We start from the raw sequence: 18,367 nt of genomic DNA on the forward strand, positions 1-18,367 counted from the left end.
AGGACGTCCGCCGGGAGGCGGACCGTGCCCGAGGCCGTGGCGAGCAGGTCGACACGGGCCCCGATCTCGTGGGCGAAGCCGGTCAGGCGGGCGGCGTCGGCGGGGGCGCGCGTGTCGACCAGGGCCACGACGACGTACCGCTCGCGCGGGTAGCGGGCGTGCAGGGCGCGGATGGTGTTCAGGACCGTGTTGCCGGTGGAGAACTCGTCGTCCACCAGGACCAGCGGGCCCTGGGAGGCCAGCAGGGCCGGGTCCTCGGGCAGCAGGAGGTGGGAGGTGGCGTGCGAGTGGGACTCCTCGAAGCCGCCCGCCGGGGCGACGCCGGGGACGGGTCGGCGCGTGGAGTGGAGGTACGGCGCGTCACCCAGGCCGTCGGCGACCGAGTGGCCGAGGCCGGTCGCGGTCTCCGCGTAGCCGAGGACGACCGCCCGGCGGGCCTCCTCCTCGCCCAGCAGGTCCCGTACCCGGCGGCCCAGGGCGAACCCGTGGCCGTACACCACCGACGGCGACTGCGGCACGTGCTTGCCCAGCACGTTGGACACCAGCAGATGCGCCCTCCTGGGGTTGCGGCGCAGCGCGAGCCCCAGCAGGCCCGTCAGCCCGTCGTCGCCCACCAGCTCGACCCCGAGCCGCTCGGCGACCCAGGTGCCGGACCAGACCCCGTCGTTCACTGCCTTGTTCATGCGTTCCTTGTCACGAGCCCTCGTAATGAACGGTGCGGTCAGTCGGGAACGGCGGCGGCGAGCAGCTCCACGAAGCCGACGTCCTCCCGGGCGACGCCGAAGACCTCGGCGCGCAGCAGGGTCCGCTCGGCCCACGCGCGGTGCGGCTTCACCTCGTTCATCTTGTTCGTGTACGCCGACCTCAGCACACCCCCGCCGCAGCGCTCCGGCCGCAGGATGTCCGCCGCGTCGCTGAACTCCTCGTGGCTGACCACCGACAGCGCGTGCACGGGCAGGACGTGGGAGGGGTGGATGCAGGTCTTGCCGAGCAGCCCGTTGGCGTGGTCCAGGGAGATCTCCCGCAGCAGCCCGTCCATCGCGTGCGCGATCAGTCTCTCGCGCAGCTCGACCGCCTGCACCTCCAGGAAGGGGCTCTGCCGCAGCTGCGGTTTGAACATGCGCTCCTGCACCCGGAAGTACTCCCACACCGGCCCGGTCACCGTGAACCCGGTGCCGTCGGCCCGCCCCAGCATGTTCACCACGTCGGCGATCACGGAGGCGACGACCTGGACGTCGTAGGCGGTCATGTCGGGGGCTCTGCGCAGTCCGTAGGAGGAGCAGAAGTCCGTCACGCCCAGGCGCAGCGCGAGCACCCGGTCCCGGTACTTGTCGACCGCGCGGAAGATCCCCTCCAGGGTCTCCACCCTCGACTCCCGGTACAGCAGCTCGGGCGACTCCAGGACCGGCATGGCGAACAGCCGCCGCCCGCTCGCCGCCTCGGCGGCCTCCAGCGCCTCCAGGAACGGCATGCCCCGCTCCCCGGTGAACTTCGGCAGCACGAATCCGGACAGCAGCCGCACCGCGGGCCCGAGCCGCCGCACCAGGTCCGGTATCTGCTCGGGGAAGCGGACCCGGACGAACAGCAGGGGAATCTCGGCCCCGGGGTCCTCGGCCAGCTCGGTGAACTGCCGGACCAGGTTCTCCTCGCCGTGCTCCACGTCCGCGTCGTCGATCGAGTCCTCCAGGCACAGCACCATCGAGACCACACCGCGTCCGGCCTGCTTGACGACGTCCTCGGCGAGCCGGGGCCGGGTGGCCGGGCTGTAGAGCGTGGCGCCCAGGGCCGCGGAGAGCAGCCGGGCCGGGGAGTCGGCGGTGAAATCGCACGGTTCCTGATGGAAGAGACGCTGCCGCACCTCAGGACCGAGATGCCCGAAATGACGCATATAGCTCCCCCCGTGGCGACACTGGCGGCCTGTGAAGACTGTCAAAAGCTGGCCGGTAATAGTACGTACGAACTCCTGTCCAAAGTTCCCACCGGGGGTGAATTTCCCGCGACCCGGCCGTGTACGCGCCCCGCGTTGTCGTGACCAGGACGGAGAAGGCAGGATGACCGCATGACGCACGCGATGCTGAAGGGGTCGAACGTCCCGCTGGACGCCACCACGGTACGGGCCGTGGTGCGCTGGACGTCCGGGCAGGGGATCCCGGACGTGGACGCCTCGGCACTGCTCCTCGGCCCCGACGGCCGGGTGCGCTCCGACGAGGACTTCGTCTTCTACAACCAGCCCCGGCACCCCTCCGGGACGGTGTGGCGGCTCGGCAAGAAGCGGGTCGTCGAAGGCCTGACGGACAGCGTCCAGACCGACCTCGCCGGTGTCGACCCGGAGGTCACCCGGATTCTGCTGGTCGCCTCGGCGGACGGCGTCACGTTCGACCACGTACGCGCGCTGCGCATCCTGCTGTACGACGCGGCGGTCGCCGACGGGGAACCGCTGGCGTACTTCGACGTCAAGCCGGAGACCGGCCAGGAGACCGCGCTGATCTGCGGCGAGCTGTACCGGCGGGGGGAGGGCTGGAAGTTCCGGGCGCTCGGGGAGGGCTATTCGAACGGGCTGAAGGGCCTCGCGACCGACTTCGGCATCTCGGTGGACGAGTCGGAGGAGGCGGAGGGGACGCAGGGGGCGGCGCAGCCGCTGCCGCCGGAGCAGCCGGCACCTCCGGTGCCTCCCGTGCCTCCGGCGGCTTCCGCGGCGTACGGGTACCCGCCCCTGCCGGACCCGGAGTTCCGGCTGCCGCCGCAGGGGCCGCAGTTCATCGGACGGTGAACAGGTGCTCGGCGGTGCTCCGCGGGGGTGGGACAGCCGCAGGGGTCACCGGTCGGCCTTGGACTTGTAGCCCCTGCCCCACTGCAGTCCCCAGCCGTACAGGCGGTCCAGTTCCGACTGGAAGCCGTAGACGAACTTCACCTCGCGGCGGACGACCAGTTCGCCCTTGACGTTCTCGATGAGGACGACCGCGCAGGAGCGGGCCTGGGGGTGGCGCTCGTCCAGGCCGATCTCGATGCGGGGGCCGTTGCTCGGGTACATCGTGACGATCGCGTGGGTACGGTCGAAGGCCGGTGTCTGGTCGTAGATGTAGACGAAGACCAGCAGCCGTTTGATGGCGTCCCGGTGGTCGAGGTTGACGTAGATGGTCTCACCGGACCCCGACCCGAACCGGTCGTCACCACTGAGTTTGACGTACGGCGGCGCGTTCACGTCGCCGAGGAAGTTGCCGAGCGGCTGGACGACCCCCTTGGTGCCGTCGGTCAGCTCGTACATGCAGCCGAGGTCGAGGTCGACGTTGACCATGGACTGGCTGTGCCCGATCACCTCCGGCGGCCTGAGCGCCTTGAGGGGGTGCCGCAGCAGGCTCTGCCGGGCGGCGCCGCCGATGTCGGAGGTCCGCATCCGCCAGGTCAGGTTGATCCGCAGGTGCCCGGTGGCCGCGCCCTGCTTGGTCAGCGACACCTGGTGGTGCCGTTTGGTCAGCTCGATCGCGCTGGTCGCCGCGCTGCCCGAGTCGAACTCGGCCGCCCGCCCGCCCAGCAGGCCGTCGAAGAGCCTCATGTCCCGCACCGCCCCCAGTCCACCGCACACCGGCCCCGCACGCACGTACGCGTGTACGCCACGGGGCGGCCCCGAGGACCCGGCTCAAGACGCCGTCGTCCGCTCCGGCCGCCCCGCACAGAAGCGTTCCTCACCCAGAGGTCCGTCACACCCCCGAGGTGGTCACACCTGTGACGAAACCTCGCTCTTCCGGTCAGGTCCCGCCGCCGCCTCGGCCGCCGCGAGAGCGCGGTTGCGGCGTACGGAGGACCAGAAGGACCAGGCGATCAGGACCACGCCGACCAGGCCGGTGATGACCTCGTTGATCTCGTACTGGATGGTGACCATGAGGATCACGGCCAGCGCGCCGATCGCGTAGTGCGCGCCGTGCTCCAGGTAGACGTAGTCGTCGAGGGTGCCCTGACGGACCAGGTAGACCGTGAGCGAACGGACGTACATGGCGCCGATGCCGAGGCCGAGGGCCATCAGGATGATGTCGTTGGTGATGGCGAAGGCGCCGATCACGCCGTCGAAGGAGAAGGACGCGTCCAGCACCTCGAGGTAGAGGAACATGAAGAACGCGGCCTTGCCGGCCAGGGCGACGGCCGAGCGCTTCTTGCCGGTGCGCGCGGCCTCTTCCTCCTCCTCGTGCTCGCGCTCCTCCTCTTCCTCGAGCTTGTCCTCGAAGTAGCCGGAGAGGCCGCCGACGACCATGTACGTGATCAGACCGGCGATGCCGGCGATCAGCACCGTCTGGGCCTTGTCGACGTGGCCGCCGCCGTGCTGGTGGGCGTGGGTGGCGAAGGTGAAGGCGGAGATCAGCAGGACCACCAGGGCGATGCAGACCGACAGCATGTCGACCTTGCCCAGTTTGGCCAGCGGCCGCTCGATCCAGTGCAGCCACTTGATGTCCCGGTCCTCGAAGATGAAGTCCAGGAAGATCATCAGCAGGAACATGCCACCGAAGGCGGCGATCGCCGGGTGGGCGTCGGTCACCAGTTCCTGGTAGCGGTGCTTGTCGCTGAGCGCGAGATCGACGGCCTCGAGGGGCCCCATCTTGGCGCTGATGGCCACGATCACGACGGGGAAGACCAGCCGCATGCCGAAGACCGCGATGAGGATGCCGACCGTGAGGAAGATCCTCTGCCAGAAGGCGTTCATCTTCTTCAGGATTCCGGCGTTGACGACCGCGTTGTCGAAGGACAGCGAGATCTCGAGGATGGACAGGATCGCCACGATCCCGAAAGCGGTCCACCCCCCGAAGAAGAACGCTGCGACCAGGCCGAGCGCGGTCACCGCGAACGACCAGCCGAAGGTTTTCAGAAGCACTGGCTACCCAATCCGTATCTGTACGGGATTCCTACGGGTCTCCCCCGCGCCGCACGTGGCTTTACGAAACGTTGACTCCGAAGTCTAGAGCGATACCCCGCAGTCCGGACGCGTACCCCTGACCCACGGCCCGGAACTTCCATTCGCCCTGGTAGCGATAGAGCTCGCCGAAGATCATGGCCGTTTCCGTGCTGGCGTCCTCGCTCAGGTCGTAGCGCGCGAGCTCCTGTCCGTCGGCCTGGTTGACGACGCGGATGAAGGCGTTGGAGACCTGGCCGAAGGTCTGGCCGCGCTCGTCGGCCATGTGGATCGAGACGGGGAAGACGATCTTCTCGCACTGCGGCGGCACCTTGCCGAGGTCCACGAGGATCGACTCGTCGTCGCCCTCGCCCTCACCGGTGAGGTTGTCACCGGTGTGCTCGACCGAGCCGTCCGGGCTCTTGAGCTGGTTGTAGAACACGAACCACTCGTCGCCCAGCACCCGGTTGTTGCCGGCGCACAGCAGGGCGCTGGCGTCGAGGTCGAAGTCGGCTCCGGTGGTGGAGCGCGCGTCCCAGCCGAGCCCCACCATGACGTTGGTCAGGTTGGGTGCGGCCTTGGAGAGGGAGACGTTGCCTCCCTTGGCGAGCGTGACGCCCATGATGCTGGTCCTCCCCGAGGTGGTGCCGATGTGGTTGTCCTGCACGTCCGGCGCCGCGCTGAAACGCGCGGCGCCGGACGGTCGGGATTGCTGCGGTCGTTCGGACCTGTGCTCAGACGTTCACGCCGAAGTCCTGGGCGATGCCGCGCAGGCCCGAGGCGTACCCCTGGCCGATGGCGCGGAACTTCCACTCCGCGCCGTGGCGGTAGAGCTCGCCGAAGACCATGGCCGTCTCGGTGGAGGCATCCTCGCTCAGGTCGTAGCGGGCGATCTCCGTACCGCCGGCCTGGTTCACCACGCGGATGTAGGCGTTGCGGACCTGGCCGAAGGACTGCTGGCGGTTCTCGGCGTCATAGATCGACACCGGGAAGACGATCTTGTCGACGTCGGCCGGGACGCCGGCGAGGTTCACCTTGATCACCTCGTCGTCGCCCTCGCCCTCACCGGTGAGGTTGTCACCGGTGTGCTCGACCGAGCCGTCCGGGCTCTTGAGGTTGTTGAAGAAGACGAAGTTCTGGTCGCTGCCGACCTTGCCCGAGTTGTTCAGCAGCAGCGCGCTGGCGTCGAGGTCGAAGTCGGTGCCGGTCGTGGTGCGGGCGTCCCAGCCCAGGCCGACGAGGACCGCGGTCAGGCCCGGGGCCTCCTTCGTCAGCGATACGTTGCCGCCCTTGCTGAGGCTGACTCCCACGAGTCCTCCATTGGTGTCCGGGGGCCGGGAGCCCCGTCGTGCATCGGATATGGGATCAACGACTCGATCCTAGTGACGGGTTCCCGGCCCATGCAGGCCCTGAAGCCGATGAATCACCGGTTTCGGGGCCCCCGGGTCGTCGGGTCCCCGGGTCACAGGGTGTCGAGCGCCTTCACGTACTCGTTCAGGTCACGCGCGTCCGGCAGGCCGTTGAGCACGGTCCACCGCACCACGCCCTCCTTGTCGATGATGAAGGTGCCGCGCACGGCGCAGCCCTTGTCCTCGTCGAAGACGCCGTAGGCGCGCGAAGCGTCGCCGTGCGGCCAGAAGTCGCTCAGCAGCGGGTACTCCAGGCCCTCCTGCTCGGCGAAGACGCGCAGGGTGTGGATGGAGTCGTTGGAGACGGCGAGCAGCTGGGTGTCGTCGTTGACGAACTTCGGCAGGTTGTCGCGCAGCGCGCACAGCTCGCCGGTGCACACGCCGGTGAAGGCGAACGGGTAGAAGAGCAGCACCACGTTCTTCTCGCCGCGGAAGTCGGACAGCTTCACGGTGCGGCCGTGGTTGTCCTTGAGCTCGAAGTCGGGTGCCTTGTCGCCGACCTGGATCGCCATCGTCCTGCTTCCCTTCGGTGGGACTGTTCGGGTGAGACCACCCTACGCAGTGATCACCGCAAGCCGCCGGACGGGCTGGACACAGGCCAGCCCGTCCGGCGCTTGAGTGGGGACGAGGCCGTTCGGGCCGGAGCGGGGTCCGGGGGCGCAGCCCCCGGGCCGGCCGCACCGGCCGACGGTCACCGGAGAGAAACGGTCACCGAGGGACGGTCACCGCTTCGACTTCGCCGCCTTCGGCGTCGCCAGACGGCTGCCGCTCCAGTCCTTGCCCACACTGACGCTCTTGCTCGCCGACAGACCCGCCGTGGTCGCGGCTTCAGAGATGTCGCTCGGCTCGACGTACCCCGTACGGCCGGTCTTCGGCGTGAGGAGCAGGATCGCGCCGCCCTCTTCGATGTACGCGGTGGCGTCCACCAGCGCATCCGTCAGGTCGCCGTCCTCGTCGCGGAACCACAGCACCACGGCGTCGGCCACGTCGTCGTAGTCCTCGTCCACGAGCTCGCTGCCGGTCGCCTCCTCGATGGCCTCGCGGAGCTCCTGGTCGACGTCGTCGTCGTAGCCGATCTCCTGGACCACCTGCCCGGGCTGGAAACCCAGCCTGCCGGCCGGGTTCGTCCGCTCCTCCGCGTGGTCCGCGGTCGCGCTCACGGGTTGCCTCCTGATGATGTTGCGATATGGGTCTTCTAGCCACGCGCGTGCGCGAAGCGTTGGCCGTAGTCCACACGGGCGGGCCGAATCGCGCAAGTACCCGGCGGTTCGGACCGTCGAAACGGTGACGATCCCGGCGGTGTCGCCGCAACTCCTGACACGGTATCGCGACCGGCGGCGACACACACCACGCCCTTCCGTCCGGTTTGCGTGTTCGGGAACCGCGCGCGGGCAGGAGACGCGGAGGGACGCGCTTGTTACCCCGGGGTAGAGATGACGTCCGGCTCGTGCGAGGTACACGATGGGGAGCGGTGCAGACACAGGCAGGCAAACCGACTGGAACCCAGGGAAACTCCAGAACAAGCCCAGAAACGTCCCAGATATGTCAGCCCTCTGACAGGTAAGGAACAGCGTGGCTTCCGGATCCGATCGAAACCCGATCATCATTGGCGGCCTTCCGAGTCAGGTTCCTGACTTCGATCCCGAGGAGACCCAGGAGTGGCTCGACTCGCTCGACGCCGCCGTCAAGGAGCGGGGCCGGGAGCGGGCCCGCTACCTCATGCTCCGGCTGATCGAGCGCGCCCGTGAGAAGCGTGTGGCCGTGCCCGAGATGCGCAGCTCGGACTACGTCAACACCATCCCCACCAAGAGCGAGCCGTTCTTCCCCGGCAACGAGGAGATCGAGCGCAAGATCCTCAACGCCACCCGCTGGAACGCCGCGGTGATGGTCTCCCGCGCCCAGCGCCCGGGCATCGGCGTCGGCGGCCACATCGCCACCTTCGCGTCCTCCGCCTCCCTCTACGACGTCGGCTTCAACCACTTCTTCCGCGGCAAGGACGACGGCCGCGGCGGCGACCAGGTCTTCTTCCAGGGGCACGCCTCACCGGGCATCTACGCGCGCGCGTACCTGCTGGACCGGCTCACCGAACAGCACCTGGACGGCTTCCGCCAGGAGAAGTCCAAGGCGCCCTACGGGCTGTCCAGCTACCCGCACCCGCGCTCGATGCCGGACTTCTGGGAGTTCCCGACCGTCTCCATGGGCCTCGGTCCGATCGGCGCGATCTTCCAGGCCCGGATGAACCGCTACATGCACGCGCGCGGGATCGCGGACACCTCCGACTCGCACGTGTGGGCGTTCCTCGGCGACGGCGAGATGGACGAGCCGGAGTCGATCGGCCAGCTGTCCATCGCCGCCCGTGAGGGCCTGGACAACCTGACCTTCGTGGTCAACTGCAACCTGCAGCGCCTGGACGGCCCGGTGCGCGGCAACGGCAAGATCATCCAGGAGCTGGAGTCCATCTTCCGCGGTGCCGGCTGGAACGTGATCAAGCTGATCTGGGACCGCTCCTGGGACCCGCTGCTGGCGCAGGACCGCGACGGCGTGCTCGTCAACAAGATGAACATCACGCCGGACGGCCAGTTCCAGACGTACGCCACCGAGTCCGGCGCGTACATCCGCGAGCACTTCTTCGGCGACGACCACCGGCTGCGCAAGATGGTCGAGCACATGACCGACCACCAGATCCTGATGCTGGGCCGCGGCGGTCACGACCACCGCAAGATCTACGCGGCGTACAAGGCGGCCCTGGAGCACAAGGGCCAGCCGACGGTCATCCTGGCCAAGACGGTCAAGGGCTGGACGCTCGGCCCGAACTTCGAGAGCCGCAACGCCACCCACCAGATGAAGAAGCTGACGGTCGAGGACCTCAAGCACTTCCGCGACCGCCTGCACCTGCCGATCTCCGACAAGGAGCTGGAGTCCGGCCCGCCGCCGTACTACCACCCGGGCCGCGACAGCGACGAGATCCAGTACATGCACGACCGCCGCAAGGGCTGCGGCGGCTACGTGCCGACCCGGGTCGTGCGCTCCGAGCCGCTGCGACTGCCGGACGACAGGACGTACGCGTTCGTGAAGAAGGGCTCGGGTCAGCAGGCCATCGCCACCACCATGGCCTTCGTCCGGCTCCTGAAGGACCTCATGCGGGACAAGGAGATCGGCAGGCGGTTCGTGCTGATCGCGCCCGACGAGTACCGCACCTTCGGCATGGACTCCTTCTTCCCGAGCGCGAAGATCTACAACCCGCTGGGCCAGCAGTACGAGGCGGTCGACCGCGATCTGCTGCTCGCCTACAAGGAGTCGCCGACCGGGCAGATGCTGCACGACGGCATCTCCGAGGCCGGCTGCACGGCCTCGCTGATCGCGGCGGGCTCCGCGTACGCCACGCACGGCGAGCCGCTGATCCCGGTGTACGTCTTCTACTCGATGTTCGGTTTCCAGCGCACCGGCGACCAGTTCTGGCAGATGGCCGACCAGCTGGCGCGCGGTTTCGTCCTGGGCGCGACCGCCGGCCGTACGACCCTGACCGGTGAGGGTCTGCAGCACGCCGACGGCCACTCGCAGCTGCTCGCCTCGACCAACCCGGCGTGCGTGGCGTACGACCCGGCGTACGCGTACGAGATCGCGCACATCGTGCAGGACGGCCTGCGCCGGATGTACGGCGGCGACGAGCAGTACCCGCACGGCGAGGACGTCTTCTACTACCTCACCGTCTACAACGAGCCGATCCAGCAGCCGGCCGAGCCGGCGGACGTGGACGCCGAGGGCATCCTCAAGGGGATCCACCGGATCGGCGAGGGCACCTCGGGCGAGATCCCGGCGCAGATCATGGCGTCGGGCGTGGCGGTGCCGTGGGCGCTCCAGGCGCAGAGGATCCTCGCCGAGGAGTGGAACGTCAGGGCCGACGTCTGGTCGGCGACCTCCTGGAACGAGCTGCGCCGCGAGGCCGTGGCGTGCGAGGAGCACAACCTGCTGCACCCGGAGGAGGAGCAGCGGGTGCCGTGGGTGACGCGGAAGCTGAGCGGTGCGGAGGGGCCGTTCGTGGCCGTCTCCGACTGGATGCGGTCGGTGCCGGACCAGATCGCGCGGTGGGTGCCGGGGACGTACCAGTCGCTGGGCGCCGACGGCTTCGGCTTCGCCGACACCCGGGGTGCGGCGCGGCGGTTCTTCCACATCGACGCGCAGTCGATCGTGGTGGCCGTGCTGACGGAGCTGGCCCGCGAGGGGAAGGTCGACCGCTCGGTCCTCAAGCAGGCCATCGACCGCTACCAGCTCCTCGACGTGACGGCGGCGCACCCGGGAGCGGCGGGCGGCGACGCGTAGGGCTGCTCCACGGGCGGCGGGGTCGCGGACCCCGCCGCCCGTGGCCGCGTCAGAACATGCCGTTGCCCCAGGTCGCCGCCCCGGCCAGCGCGACGATGGCCAGCAGCGTGTCGATGGCCCCCAGGACCAGGGCGACCAGAGCCGGCAGCGAGCGGTTGCCCGCCCAGCTGCGCCCCATCGCCAGCCAGCCGCAGACGACCGCCACCGGTCCGAGGATGATGCTCAGCACGAAGAATCCGGCGACCGCGCAGATGGTTCCGATGATTCCGAGCGTCGCACGGTCCGGCCCGGTCCGTGACCACGTCCGGCCACGTGACCGGGGGTACCCGCGCGCTCCGCGTCCGAAGCCAGCCATCATCAACTCCCTGAACCCGTCGTCGAGTTGGAGTTACCTTGGGTTCACGGATGCGGGTACCCCGGTTCCTTCCGTCGAAGCCGCCCGCGCGCCGCCCTCCCTCCAGCGGCGCGCCGCGGCCGCTCGCCCTCCACCCCCTGCGAAGGACTTGACCCACCGTCAGATGTGGCCGACCCCCGCGCCCGCCTCCGCGTTCTCCCCGCGCTTGGTGAGCAGCGCGACGAGAACGGCCACGGCCGCGATTCCGGCGGCGACGAGGGAGGCGAGGCTCATGCCGGAGATGAAGGTGTCGTGCGCGACGGAGGTGATCTTCGCGGTGATCTCCTCGGGCATTCCCTGCGACACCGGCGCCACGCCGACCTGGACCGCCTCGGAGGCCTGGTCCATCTGGGCGGGGGCGAGCGGCGGGAGGCCCGCGTCCCGCCAATTGCCGGGCAGGTCGTTCTTCACCTTGGAGGCCATCACGGCACCCAGCACGGCCGTGCCGAGGCTGCCGCCGATCTGCATGGCGGACTGCTGCAGTCCGCCGGCCACACCGGACAGCTCCAGGGGCGCGTTGCCGACGATGACCTCGGTGGCGCCGACCATGACGGGGGCGAGGCCGAGGCCGAGCACGGCGAACCAGAGCGACATGGTGGCGCTGCCCGTGTCCGTCTCCAGCGTGGACAGGCCGAACATGGCGAGCGCGGTGGCGGCCATGCCGCCGGCCAGCGGAACACGCGGACCCAGCTTGGTGATCATGAAGCCCGCGAGCGGGGAGGCGACGATCATCGCGCCGGTGAGCGGGAGGAGGTGCATGCCCGCGTCGACCGGCCTCATCCCGTGCACGTTCTGCAGGTAGAAGGTGACGAAGAACAGTCCGCCCATGAACGCGATGGCCATCAGGACCATGAGGACCACGCCCGCGGACAGCGGCACCGAGCGGAACAGCGCCGGCGGAATCAGCGGCTCCTTCACCTTCGTCTCCCAGAAGGCGAAGGAACCGAAGCCGATGAGGGACACGACGATGAACGTCCACGTCGTGCCGTCGCCCCAGCCCCAGTCCCCCGCCTTGATCAGGGCCCAGACCAGGCAGAACATGGCGGCCGAGAGCAGGACGATGCCGAGGACGTCGAAGGAGCGCGGCGCGTTCTCGGCACGGTGGTCGAGCAGGATCAGCACGCCCAGGACCAGGGCGAGGACGCCGACGGGCACGTTGATGAAGAACACCGACTGCCAGTTGACGTGCTCGACGAGGAAGCCGCCGAGGATCGGGCCGCCGGCGGTGGAGGCGCCGATGACCATGCCCCAGATGCCGATGGCCATGTTGAGCTTCTCGGCCGGGAAGATGGCCCGCAGCAGGCCGAGCGCGGCCGGCATCAGCAGCGCGCCGAACAGCCCCTGGAGGACCCGGAAGACGATGACCATGGCGATGGTGCTGGACAGCCCGATCGCCCCGGAGGCGGCCGCGAAGCCGGTCACGCCGATGAGGAAGGTCTGCCGGTGCCCGAAGCGGTCACCGAGCTTGCCCGCGGTGATCAGGGAGACCGCGAGGGCGAGGAAGTAGGCGTTGGTGATCCACTGGACGTCCGCGAGGCTGGCGCCCAGGTCCTTGGCGATGGCCGGGTTGGCGATGGCCACGATGGTCCCGTCGAGGGCCACCATCATGACCCCTACGGCGACGGTGACCAGGGTGGCCCACGGGTGCCCGCGCAGCCCCTTGGACGGCGCGGGCTTCGACGGGGCGGTCGAGGCGTTGTCCCCCGGCCCGGTCGATTCGATGGTGGTCTGACTAGTCATGGGTTCGAGGCTAATGACAGCCACTGACAATCGACAATCAGGTTCATCGGTCGGTCACCGACACGTCACTCCCTATAGGCTGGGCTGGGGAGACAGTGAGCAGTGCGGGGAAGGGGTCCGGAGAGTTCCATGAAGACGGCGGGGACCGCCGGGACGGCGCCACGGGCGGTGTCACGGCCGGGGCTGCGCGAGCGCAAGAAGCGGCGTACCAGGGACGCGCTGTTGCGGTCCGCGCTCGAACTGTTCACCACCCAGGGGTACGAACGGACGACGGTCGACGAGATCGCCGAGGCCGTCGACGTCTCCCAGCGCACCTTCTTCCGCTACTTCGGCGGCAAGGAGGACGCCGCCCTCGCCGTGCAGGAGATGGTGGAGGCGCACTTCGTCGACTCGCTGCGCGCCCGTCCGCCCGGGGAGCCCCCGCTGGAGGCGCTGCGCCGGGCGGTGCTGGAGGGCTGGGACACGATCAGCGACGCCGTCGTGACCGTCGTGCCCGTGGAGCTGTACCTGCGCATGTTCCGGGTGATCGAGTCGACACCGGTCCTGCTGGCCGCGCATCTGCGCCGCTCGGCCGAGACCGAGGAGCGGATCGCGCGCCTGCTCGCCGAGCGCGAGGGCCTGGACGTGGACGCCGATCCGCGGCCGCGGCTGGCGGTGGCCGTCTTCGGCGCGGTGATGCGGGTGACGAGCCGTCAGTGGAGCACGGGCGAGGACGCCGGCCCGGAGGCGATACGGGAACTCACCGCCGCGTACCTCGACCAGGTGGGCCCCGCGCTGACCGGGAACTGGCGTACGGCCCTCCGGCGTTGAACCGGGGACACCCCACCACTGCCGAACTCCCGTACACCTGAACCGCCTTGCACAGGCGTACGGACCGAAGCAACCCTCACGCCGCTCGAAACGTGATACCCGTCACTCGGTTAACGCGAGACCGTCTCGTTCTCCTAGTGTGTCCTCCCAGTGACTTCCTTCGACACCTCCCCGCAATTCAATGTCTGGCGCGCCCTGCTCGCGCTGGCCGTGGTCTTCGTGATGCTGGCCACCACCGGCTGGACCGCCCTGCGCGGCCAGCGCGGGACCACCGCCCTGCAGGCATCCCTGTCCGCATGGGAGCACGGCCGCCTGCACGGGCACCCGCTGCCCGCCCCGGACGCGGCCCCCGCCCTCCTCGGCCGCTTCTTCGCCTCGCTCACCGCGCAGGACCGCGGCCGGCTCGCCCACCGCTACCCGCTCGCGGTCGGCAACATGAACGGCGCCCCGGTCAAGCTGCGCTACCAGGCCAACCGCATCGCGCTCCGCCAGGCGCGCAAGGGCGAGCTGAGACGCATGCACGACAGCCGGCTCACCCCGGCCGGGCAGCAGGACGCCGGCCACCGTGTGCGCCAGTACACGACGCTGATGGCCAAGGACCGGCAGATCCTCGCCTTCGACCCCGGGGGCACCGGCCGCGTCGCCGAGGTCTTCGGCGACCTGCGCACGGCGGAGCGCATCTCCGTCGTCGTCCCCGGCGTCGACACCGACCTGTTCACCTTCCGGAGGACCTACCGCCCGTACTCGGCGCCGTACGGCATGGCGAAGTCGCTGTACGCGGCCGAGCGCGCGGCGGCCCCCGGCACGCGTACGGCCGTGATCGCCTGGGCCGACTACACCGCGCCCAGCGGGCTCGGCGTGGACGCGGCCACGGCGATGCGCGCCGAGGAGGGCGCCGTCCGGCTGAACAGGCTGCTGCGCGGGCTGCCCGGCACCTCGCCCGTCTCGCTGTTCTGCCACAGCTACGGCTCGGTGGTGTGCGGCGTCGCCGCGCGCGGGCTGCCGGACCGGGTGTCCGACCTGGCGGTGGCCGCCAGCCCCGGCATGCGCGTGCGCAGCGCCTCCCACCTGCACACCTCCGCACGGGTGTGGGCGATGCGGGACGCCACCGACTGGGTCCAGGACGTGCCGTACCTGGAGCTCGGCGGCCTCGGCCACGGCGCCGACCCGGTCTCCCCGGCGTTCGGGGCGCGGGTGCTGTCGGCACGGGGCGCGAAGGGCCACGCCGGGTACTTCGAGCCGGGCACCGACAGCCTGGCCAACTTCGCCGGGATCGGGGTTGGCGCATACGACTCGGTGCGGTGCGCCCATGCCGACGACAGGTGCCGGGTGGATTTGTCCGGTACGGCCGGGGCTGGACGCGCGTAGAGACAGCAGGAAGTGCGGTCTGCGCGGGGAGGGACGGAGAAGCTCGTGCCGCCTACGATGAGCCGCATGGGTGACGTACTGGCCGGATTTCACGCTGCCTGGGAGTTCGAGTCCGATTCCGTGCTCATCCGCTACGAACGGGGGATACGAACACCCAAGCTCTTCCAGGCACTCGGTGCCCGCCGGATTCCGCTGGCGGCGCTCGAGGGCGTGACGCTCGCCGCGGGCAGACGCGGCACGGTGGTCCTGCGCGCCGAGCCCAGGCCCGGCGCCGACCCGCTGGTGGACGCGGCCGACGGCCAGCTCGAGGAGGGCTGCGACCCGTACCGGCTGGTGCTGCCGGCCGAGCGGGGGACGCTCGCCGAGTACTACGCCGACGAACTGCGCGCACGCCTCACCGGGAGCGGCCCGGCCGACCGCCACCTGGTGGCGCCGCCCGCGGCACCGCTCCGGTTCAAGGCCTACGACGGGAAGGCGTCCTTCGACGGTACGGCGGTGCGCTTCCGGTGGTCGTGGACGGGGGCGTCCTCGGCCAAGTGGAAGGCCGGCGACCGGATCTTTCCCGTCACCGACCTGGGCGGGGTGGAGTGGCGCTCACCGGAACTCTTCGAGGGCCATCTGCGGCTGCTGCCGCGCGAGCCGGGCGCCGTGGCCACCGCCGCACCACCACCGCAGCCGGACCAGGATCCGGCCGCGGTGGTGTTCGGCCTCGGCTACGGCCCGGTCCACGAGTCCCTGCCGTTCGCGGCGGCCGTACTGGCCGCGGTCCGCTCGGCGAGCCCCCCGGCCCCGATCACGGTCCCGGCCCCGCGCCGCGACCCCGCGGACATCGCGGACCGGATCCGCCACCTGGGGGAACTCCACCAGGCGGGGTTGTTGACGGACGAGGAGTTCTCGGCGAAGAAGGCGCAACTGCTGGCGGAGCTGTAACGCCCTTTCCGTCGATGCGGGCGGCGGTGGTCCGGTCACGTGCGACTCGGACGGGGTGTGCCTCGTCGGTGTCCTCCTTCCGCTCGGTGGTCGGGCCGGGGAGAAGCAGGCGGAAGGTGCAGCCTTCGCCGGGGCGGGTGTCCAGTTCCAGACGTCCCCCGTGTGATTCGGCGATGGCCGCGGCGATGGCGAGTCCGAGGCCGGATCCGGGTTCGGTGTGCCGGCCGAGCGGTTCGGCCCGGTAGAAGCGGTCGAAGACATGGGCTGCCTCGTCGGCGCCGATGCCGGGGCCGTCGTCGGCGACCTCGATGACGCAGACGGGCGTGCCGGGCGCCGGCGGCGGGCCGGTGCTGGTGCGGTCGGGGCGGTCCGTGCCGTAGCCGTGTTCGCCGGTGCGAGCGGCGCCGACCCTGACCCGGACGCGGGCGCCGTCGGGGGTGTGGGTGCAGGCGTTGGACAGGAGGTTGCCGAGCACCTGGGCGAGTTGGTGGGGGTCGCCGGCCGTTTCGACGATGTCGAGGTCGCGCTCGTGGCCGCCGCAGCGGGTGGTGAGTGGTTCGAGGGCGATACCGCGCCGCGGGTGGCGGATGGCGGTGGTGGCGATGGCGTCGGCGGCCAGGGAGAGCAGGTCGACGGACTCGCGGTGCGGAAGGGGGGTGTCACCGAGTTTGGCGAGGAGGAAGAGGTCGTCGACCAGGCGGCTCATGCGCTCCGCGCTGTGGTTGATCAGGATGTGCGCTTCCTGCCGCCGCAGGTCGCTCATGTGGGGTTCGGCGAGGAGGAGTTCGGCGAAGCCCTGGATCGCCGTGAGGGGAGTGCGCAGTTCGTGACCGGCGTCCGCCATGAAGCGGCGCAGCTGCTGCTCGGAGTTCTCCGTGCGGTGCAGCGCGGTGCGCAGGCGGTCGAGCATCGTGTTCAGGGCCAGGCTCAGACGGCCGACCTCGGTGTCCGGGTCGGTGATGGGAACGTTGAGCTCCAGGGCGCCCTCGGTGATGCACTGGGCGGTCCGCTCCACGCGGGTGAGGGGGCGCAGACCCAGACGGACGGCGACGTTGCCCAGGACGACGACCCCGCCGGCGGCCGCGATGCCGAGGACGACGCTGAACCAGAGCAGTTTGGTGGTGGCGCCGTCGACGGTGTCCAGGGGAAGGGCGACGACGGCGTGCATGCGGTCGGCTCCCGGGTAGTGGATCACCCGCCAGCCGGATCCGGACGCGTCCTCGGACTCGACCGTGCTGGGCCGCCCCGCCGTCAGGTGCAGGTCGGCCGCCTTTTCCGGGAGTCGCGGGCCCGGACTGTCGCCGGTACCCAGGGAGGTGCGCAGCAGGTTTCCGTCCTGGCCGTAGAAGAAGACGCGGTAGTCCGAAGGCAGGGCGTTGTCCGCGCCGGGAGGCCGCAGGGTACCGCCCGCGGCGATGTCGCGGTGCATGTCGGCCGGGGGGCGGAAGTGGGTGAGCCTGTCGTCGACCTGAGCGGTGAGCCAGGTGCGCAGGACGGTCAGGCCGGCGATCTGGCACAGGACGACGGCGCAGGTCGCCAGCAGGCCGGCGGTCAGCACGAGACGGCTGCGCAGGGAGCGCGGGCGCAGTCGGCGCGGCCATCTCACCGTGCGGCCGTGTTCGTCTCGTCGCGCGGGAGCCGCAGGCAGTAGCCGACTCCGCGCACGGTGTGGATCAGCGCGGGCGGGTTGCGGTCGATCTTGCCCCGCAGGTTCTTGACGTAGGTGTCGACGATCCGGGTGTCGCCGGAGAAGTCGTACCGCCACACCTGCTGGAGGATCTCCGTCTTCTCCAGTACACGTTCGGGGTGGGACAGCAGACAGGCCAGGAGCCGGAACTCGGTCGGCGACAGCTTCAGGAGCCGGCCGGCGCGTCGTACCTCATGAGTGCGCTCGTCCAGGGTGAGGTCGGCGTAGCGCAGTGGGGGGCGGACGGCGGGAGCGGAGGCGGGGGCGCTGCTGCGGCGCAGGATGGCACGGATGCGCAGCAGCACCTCCTGGACGTGGAAGGGCTTGGTGACGTAGTCGTCGCCCCCCGAGCTCAGGCCGATGATGCGGTCCTCCACGCCGGTACGGGCGGTGAGGAACAGCACGGGGGTGTAGACGCCCTGGGCGCGCAGGTCGCGGGTGAGCTGGAAACCGTCGGTGTCGGGCAGCATGACGTCCAGCACGATCAGGTCGGGGCGGCGGTTGCCGGCCTCGAACATCGCCTCCTGCCCGTCGGCAGCGCTCGCCACGGTGTAGCCGGCCGCGCTGAGCGCGGAGGTGAGCAGGGTGCGGATGCTGGGGTCGTCCTCCACGACCAGGACGGTGTGCCGGGAAGCGGGCGTCCGCGCGGGGGTGTGTGGGTCGGTCACGTTCGGGCACCTCGGAGTACGGGCAGGAGGAGCCGCTGTGGGGGCGGTCCTGGTCGTGCGGTGCGATGGTAGCCAGGAACCCTGTGTACGAAAGGCGCACTTCCGGACCAGGCGGGCGGACCGGCATCCCGGGAGGCGTCCAGGGGGGTGGGGACGACCCGG

At 70.2% G+C, this 18,367-nt stretch carries 16 protein-coding genes and 1 pseudogene; 5 read left to right on the forward strand and 12 right to left on the reverse strand.

The window, feature by feature from the left end:
- Both RH94_RS39110 and RH94_RS32535 read right to left on the reverse strand, forming a co-directional pair.
- On the reverse strand, nucleotides 1-683 hold a 683-nt coding region (locus tag RH94_RS39110; protein ID WP_199881114.1), incomplete at its 3' end, for a phosphoribosyltransferase domain-containing protein.
- 38 nt (nucleotides 684-721) lie between these two features.
- Complete coding sequence (locus tag RH94_RS32535; RefSeq protein ID WP_073951919.1) at nucleotides 722-1,888, reverse strand: HpcH/HpaI aldolase/citrate lyase family protein; 1,167 nt, start codon at nucleotides 1,886-1,888, stop codon at nucleotides 722-724.
- A 171-nt stretch (nucleotides 1,889-2,059) separates the two neighbouring features.
- Between RH94_RS32535 and RH94_RS32540 the strand changes: the two genes are divergently transcribed.
- Nucleotides 2,060-2,770 (forward strand): TerD family protein, encoded by a 711-nt coding sequence (locus RH94_RS32540; RefSeq protein ID WP_073951920.1) that lies wholly within the window; start codon nucleotides 2,060-2,062, stop codon nucleotides 2,768-2,770.
- Nucleotides 2,771-2,815: 45 nt separating this feature from the next.
- Here the strand turns inward: RH94_RS32540 and RH94_RS32545 are convergent, their stop codons facing one another.
- The 6 genes from RH94_RS32545 to RH94_RS32570 all read right to left on the reverse strand — a co-directional run bounded on the left by RH94_RS32545 (nucleotide 2,816) and on the right by RH94_RS32570 (nucleotide 7,448).
- Complete coding sequence (locus tag RH94_RS32545) at nucleotides 2,816-3,553, reverse strand: TerD family protein (RefSeq protein ID WP_073952012.1); 738 nt, start codon at nucleotides 3,551-3,553, stop codon at nucleotides 2,816-2,818.
- Between the two features lie 162 nt (nucleotides 3,554-3,715).
- Complete coding sequence (locus tag RH94_RS32550; protein ID WP_073951921.1) at nucleotides 3,716-4,861, reverse strand: DUF475 domain-containing protein; 1,146 nt, start codon at nucleotides 4,859-4,861, stop codon at nucleotides 3,716-3,718.
- Between the two features lie 61 nt (nucleotides 4,862-4,922).
- Complete coding sequence (locus RH94_RS32555) at nucleotides 4,923-5,501, reverse strand: TerD family protein (protein ID WP_073952013.1); 579 nt, start codon at nucleotides 5,499-5,501, stop codon at nucleotides 4,923-4,925.
- A 112-nt stretch (nucleotides 5,502-5,613) separates the two neighbouring features.
- Nucleotides 5,614-6,189 (reverse strand): TerD family protein, encoded by a 576-nt coding sequence (locus RH94_RS32560; RefSeq protein ID WP_073951922.1) that lies wholly within the window; start codon nucleotides 6,187-6,189, stop codon nucleotides 5,614-5,616.
- Between the two features lie 152 nt (nucleotides 6,190-6,341).
- Nucleotides 6,342-6,800: a peroxiredoxin gene (locus RH94_RS32565; protein ID WP_073951923.1), complete on the reverse strand. Its 459-nt coding sequence runs from the start codon at nucleotides 6,798-6,800 to the stop codon at nucleotides 6,342-6,344.
- 210 nt (nucleotides 6,801-7,010) lie between these two features.
- Nucleotides 7,011-7,448 (reverse strand): DUF3052 domain-containing protein, encoded by a 438-nt coding sequence (locus RH94_RS32570; protein ID WP_073951924.1) that lies wholly within the window; start codon nucleotides 7,446-7,448, stop codon nucleotides 7,011-7,013.
- Between the two features lie 412 nt (nucleotides 7,449-7,860).
- On the opposite strand from RH94_RS32570, the gene aceE reads away from it, so the two are divergent.
- Nucleotides 7,861-10,608 (forward strand): pyruvate dehydrogenase (acetyl-transferring), homodimeric type, encoded by a 2,748-nt coding sequence (gene aceE / locus RH94_RS32575; RefSeq protein WP_073951925.1) that lies wholly within the window; start codon nucleotides 7,861-7,863, stop codon nucleotides 10,606-10,608.
- A gap of 49 nt (nucleotides 10,609-10,657) precedes the next feature.
- Here aceE and RH94_RS32580 read toward each other — a convergent pair whose 3' ends face one another.
- Together RH94_RS32580 and RH94_RS32585 are read right to left on the reverse strand one after the other, a co-directional pair.
- Nucleotides 10,658-10,966, reverse strand: coding sequence for a small hydrophobic protein (locus RH94_RS32580; RefSeq protein WP_107428883.1), 309 nt, complete (start codon nucleotides 10,964-10,966; stop codon nucleotides 10,658-10,660).
- Nucleotides 10,967-11,122: 156 nt separating this feature from the next.
- A complete protein-coding gene (locus RH94_RS32585) occupies nucleotides 11,123-12,742 on the reverse strand; it encodes an MFS transporter (RefSeq protein WP_073951927.1) in 1,620 nt (539 codons plus the stop codon).
- 129 nt (nucleotides 12,743-12,871) lie between these two features.
- On the opposite strand from RH94_RS32585, the gene RH94_RS32590 reads away from it, so the two are divergent.
- From RH94_RS32590 to RH94_RS32600, 3 genes are all read left to right on the forward strand, one after another.
- Complete coding sequence (locus RH94_RS32590; protein WP_073951928.1) at nucleotides 12,872-13,552, forward strand: TetR family transcriptional regulator; 681 nt, start codon at nucleotides 12,872-12,874, stop codon at nucleotides 13,550-13,552.
- A gap of 150 nt (nucleotides 13,553-13,702) precedes the next feature.
- Complete coding sequence (locus RH94_RS32595; protein WP_073951929.1) at nucleotides 13,703-14,920, forward strand: alpha/beta hydrolase; 1,218 nt, start codon at nucleotides 13,703-13,705, stop codon at nucleotides 14,918-14,920.
- 66 nt (nucleotides 14,921-14,986) lie between these two features.
- On the forward strand, nucleotides 14,987-15,850 hold the full coding sequence (locus RH94_RS32600; RefSeq protein ID WP_073951930.1) for a DUF4429 domain-containing protein: 864 nt from the start codon (nucleotides 14,987-14,989) through the stop codon (nucleotides 15,848-15,850).
- Nucleotides 15,851-15,947: 97 nt separating this feature from the next.
- On the opposite strand, the pseudogene RH94_RS32605 reads toward RH94_RS32600, so the two are convergent.
- Both RH94_RS32605 and RH94_RS32610 read right to left on the reverse strand, forming a co-directional pair.
- Nucleotides 15,948-17,456, reverse strand: a pseudogene (locus RH94_RS32605) (sensor histidine kinase); the annotation flags it as partial.
- Nucleotides 17,453-18,205 (reverse strand): response regulator transcription factor, encoded by a 753-nt coding sequence (locus RH94_RS32610; protein ID WP_073951932.1) that lies wholly within the window; start codon nucleotides 18,203-18,205, stop codon nucleotides 17,453-17,455. The pseudogene RH94_RS32605 and the gene RH94_RS32610, both read right to left, overlap by 4 nt.
- Between the last annotated feature and the right edge of the window lie 162 nt (nucleotides 18,206-18,367).

It is taken from the genome of Streptomyces kebangsaanensis (assembly GCF_001906585.1).
Classification (GTDB): domain Bacteria; phylum Actinomycetota; class Actinomycetes; order Streptomycetales; family Streptomycetaceae; genus Streptomyces; species Streptomyces kebangsaanensis.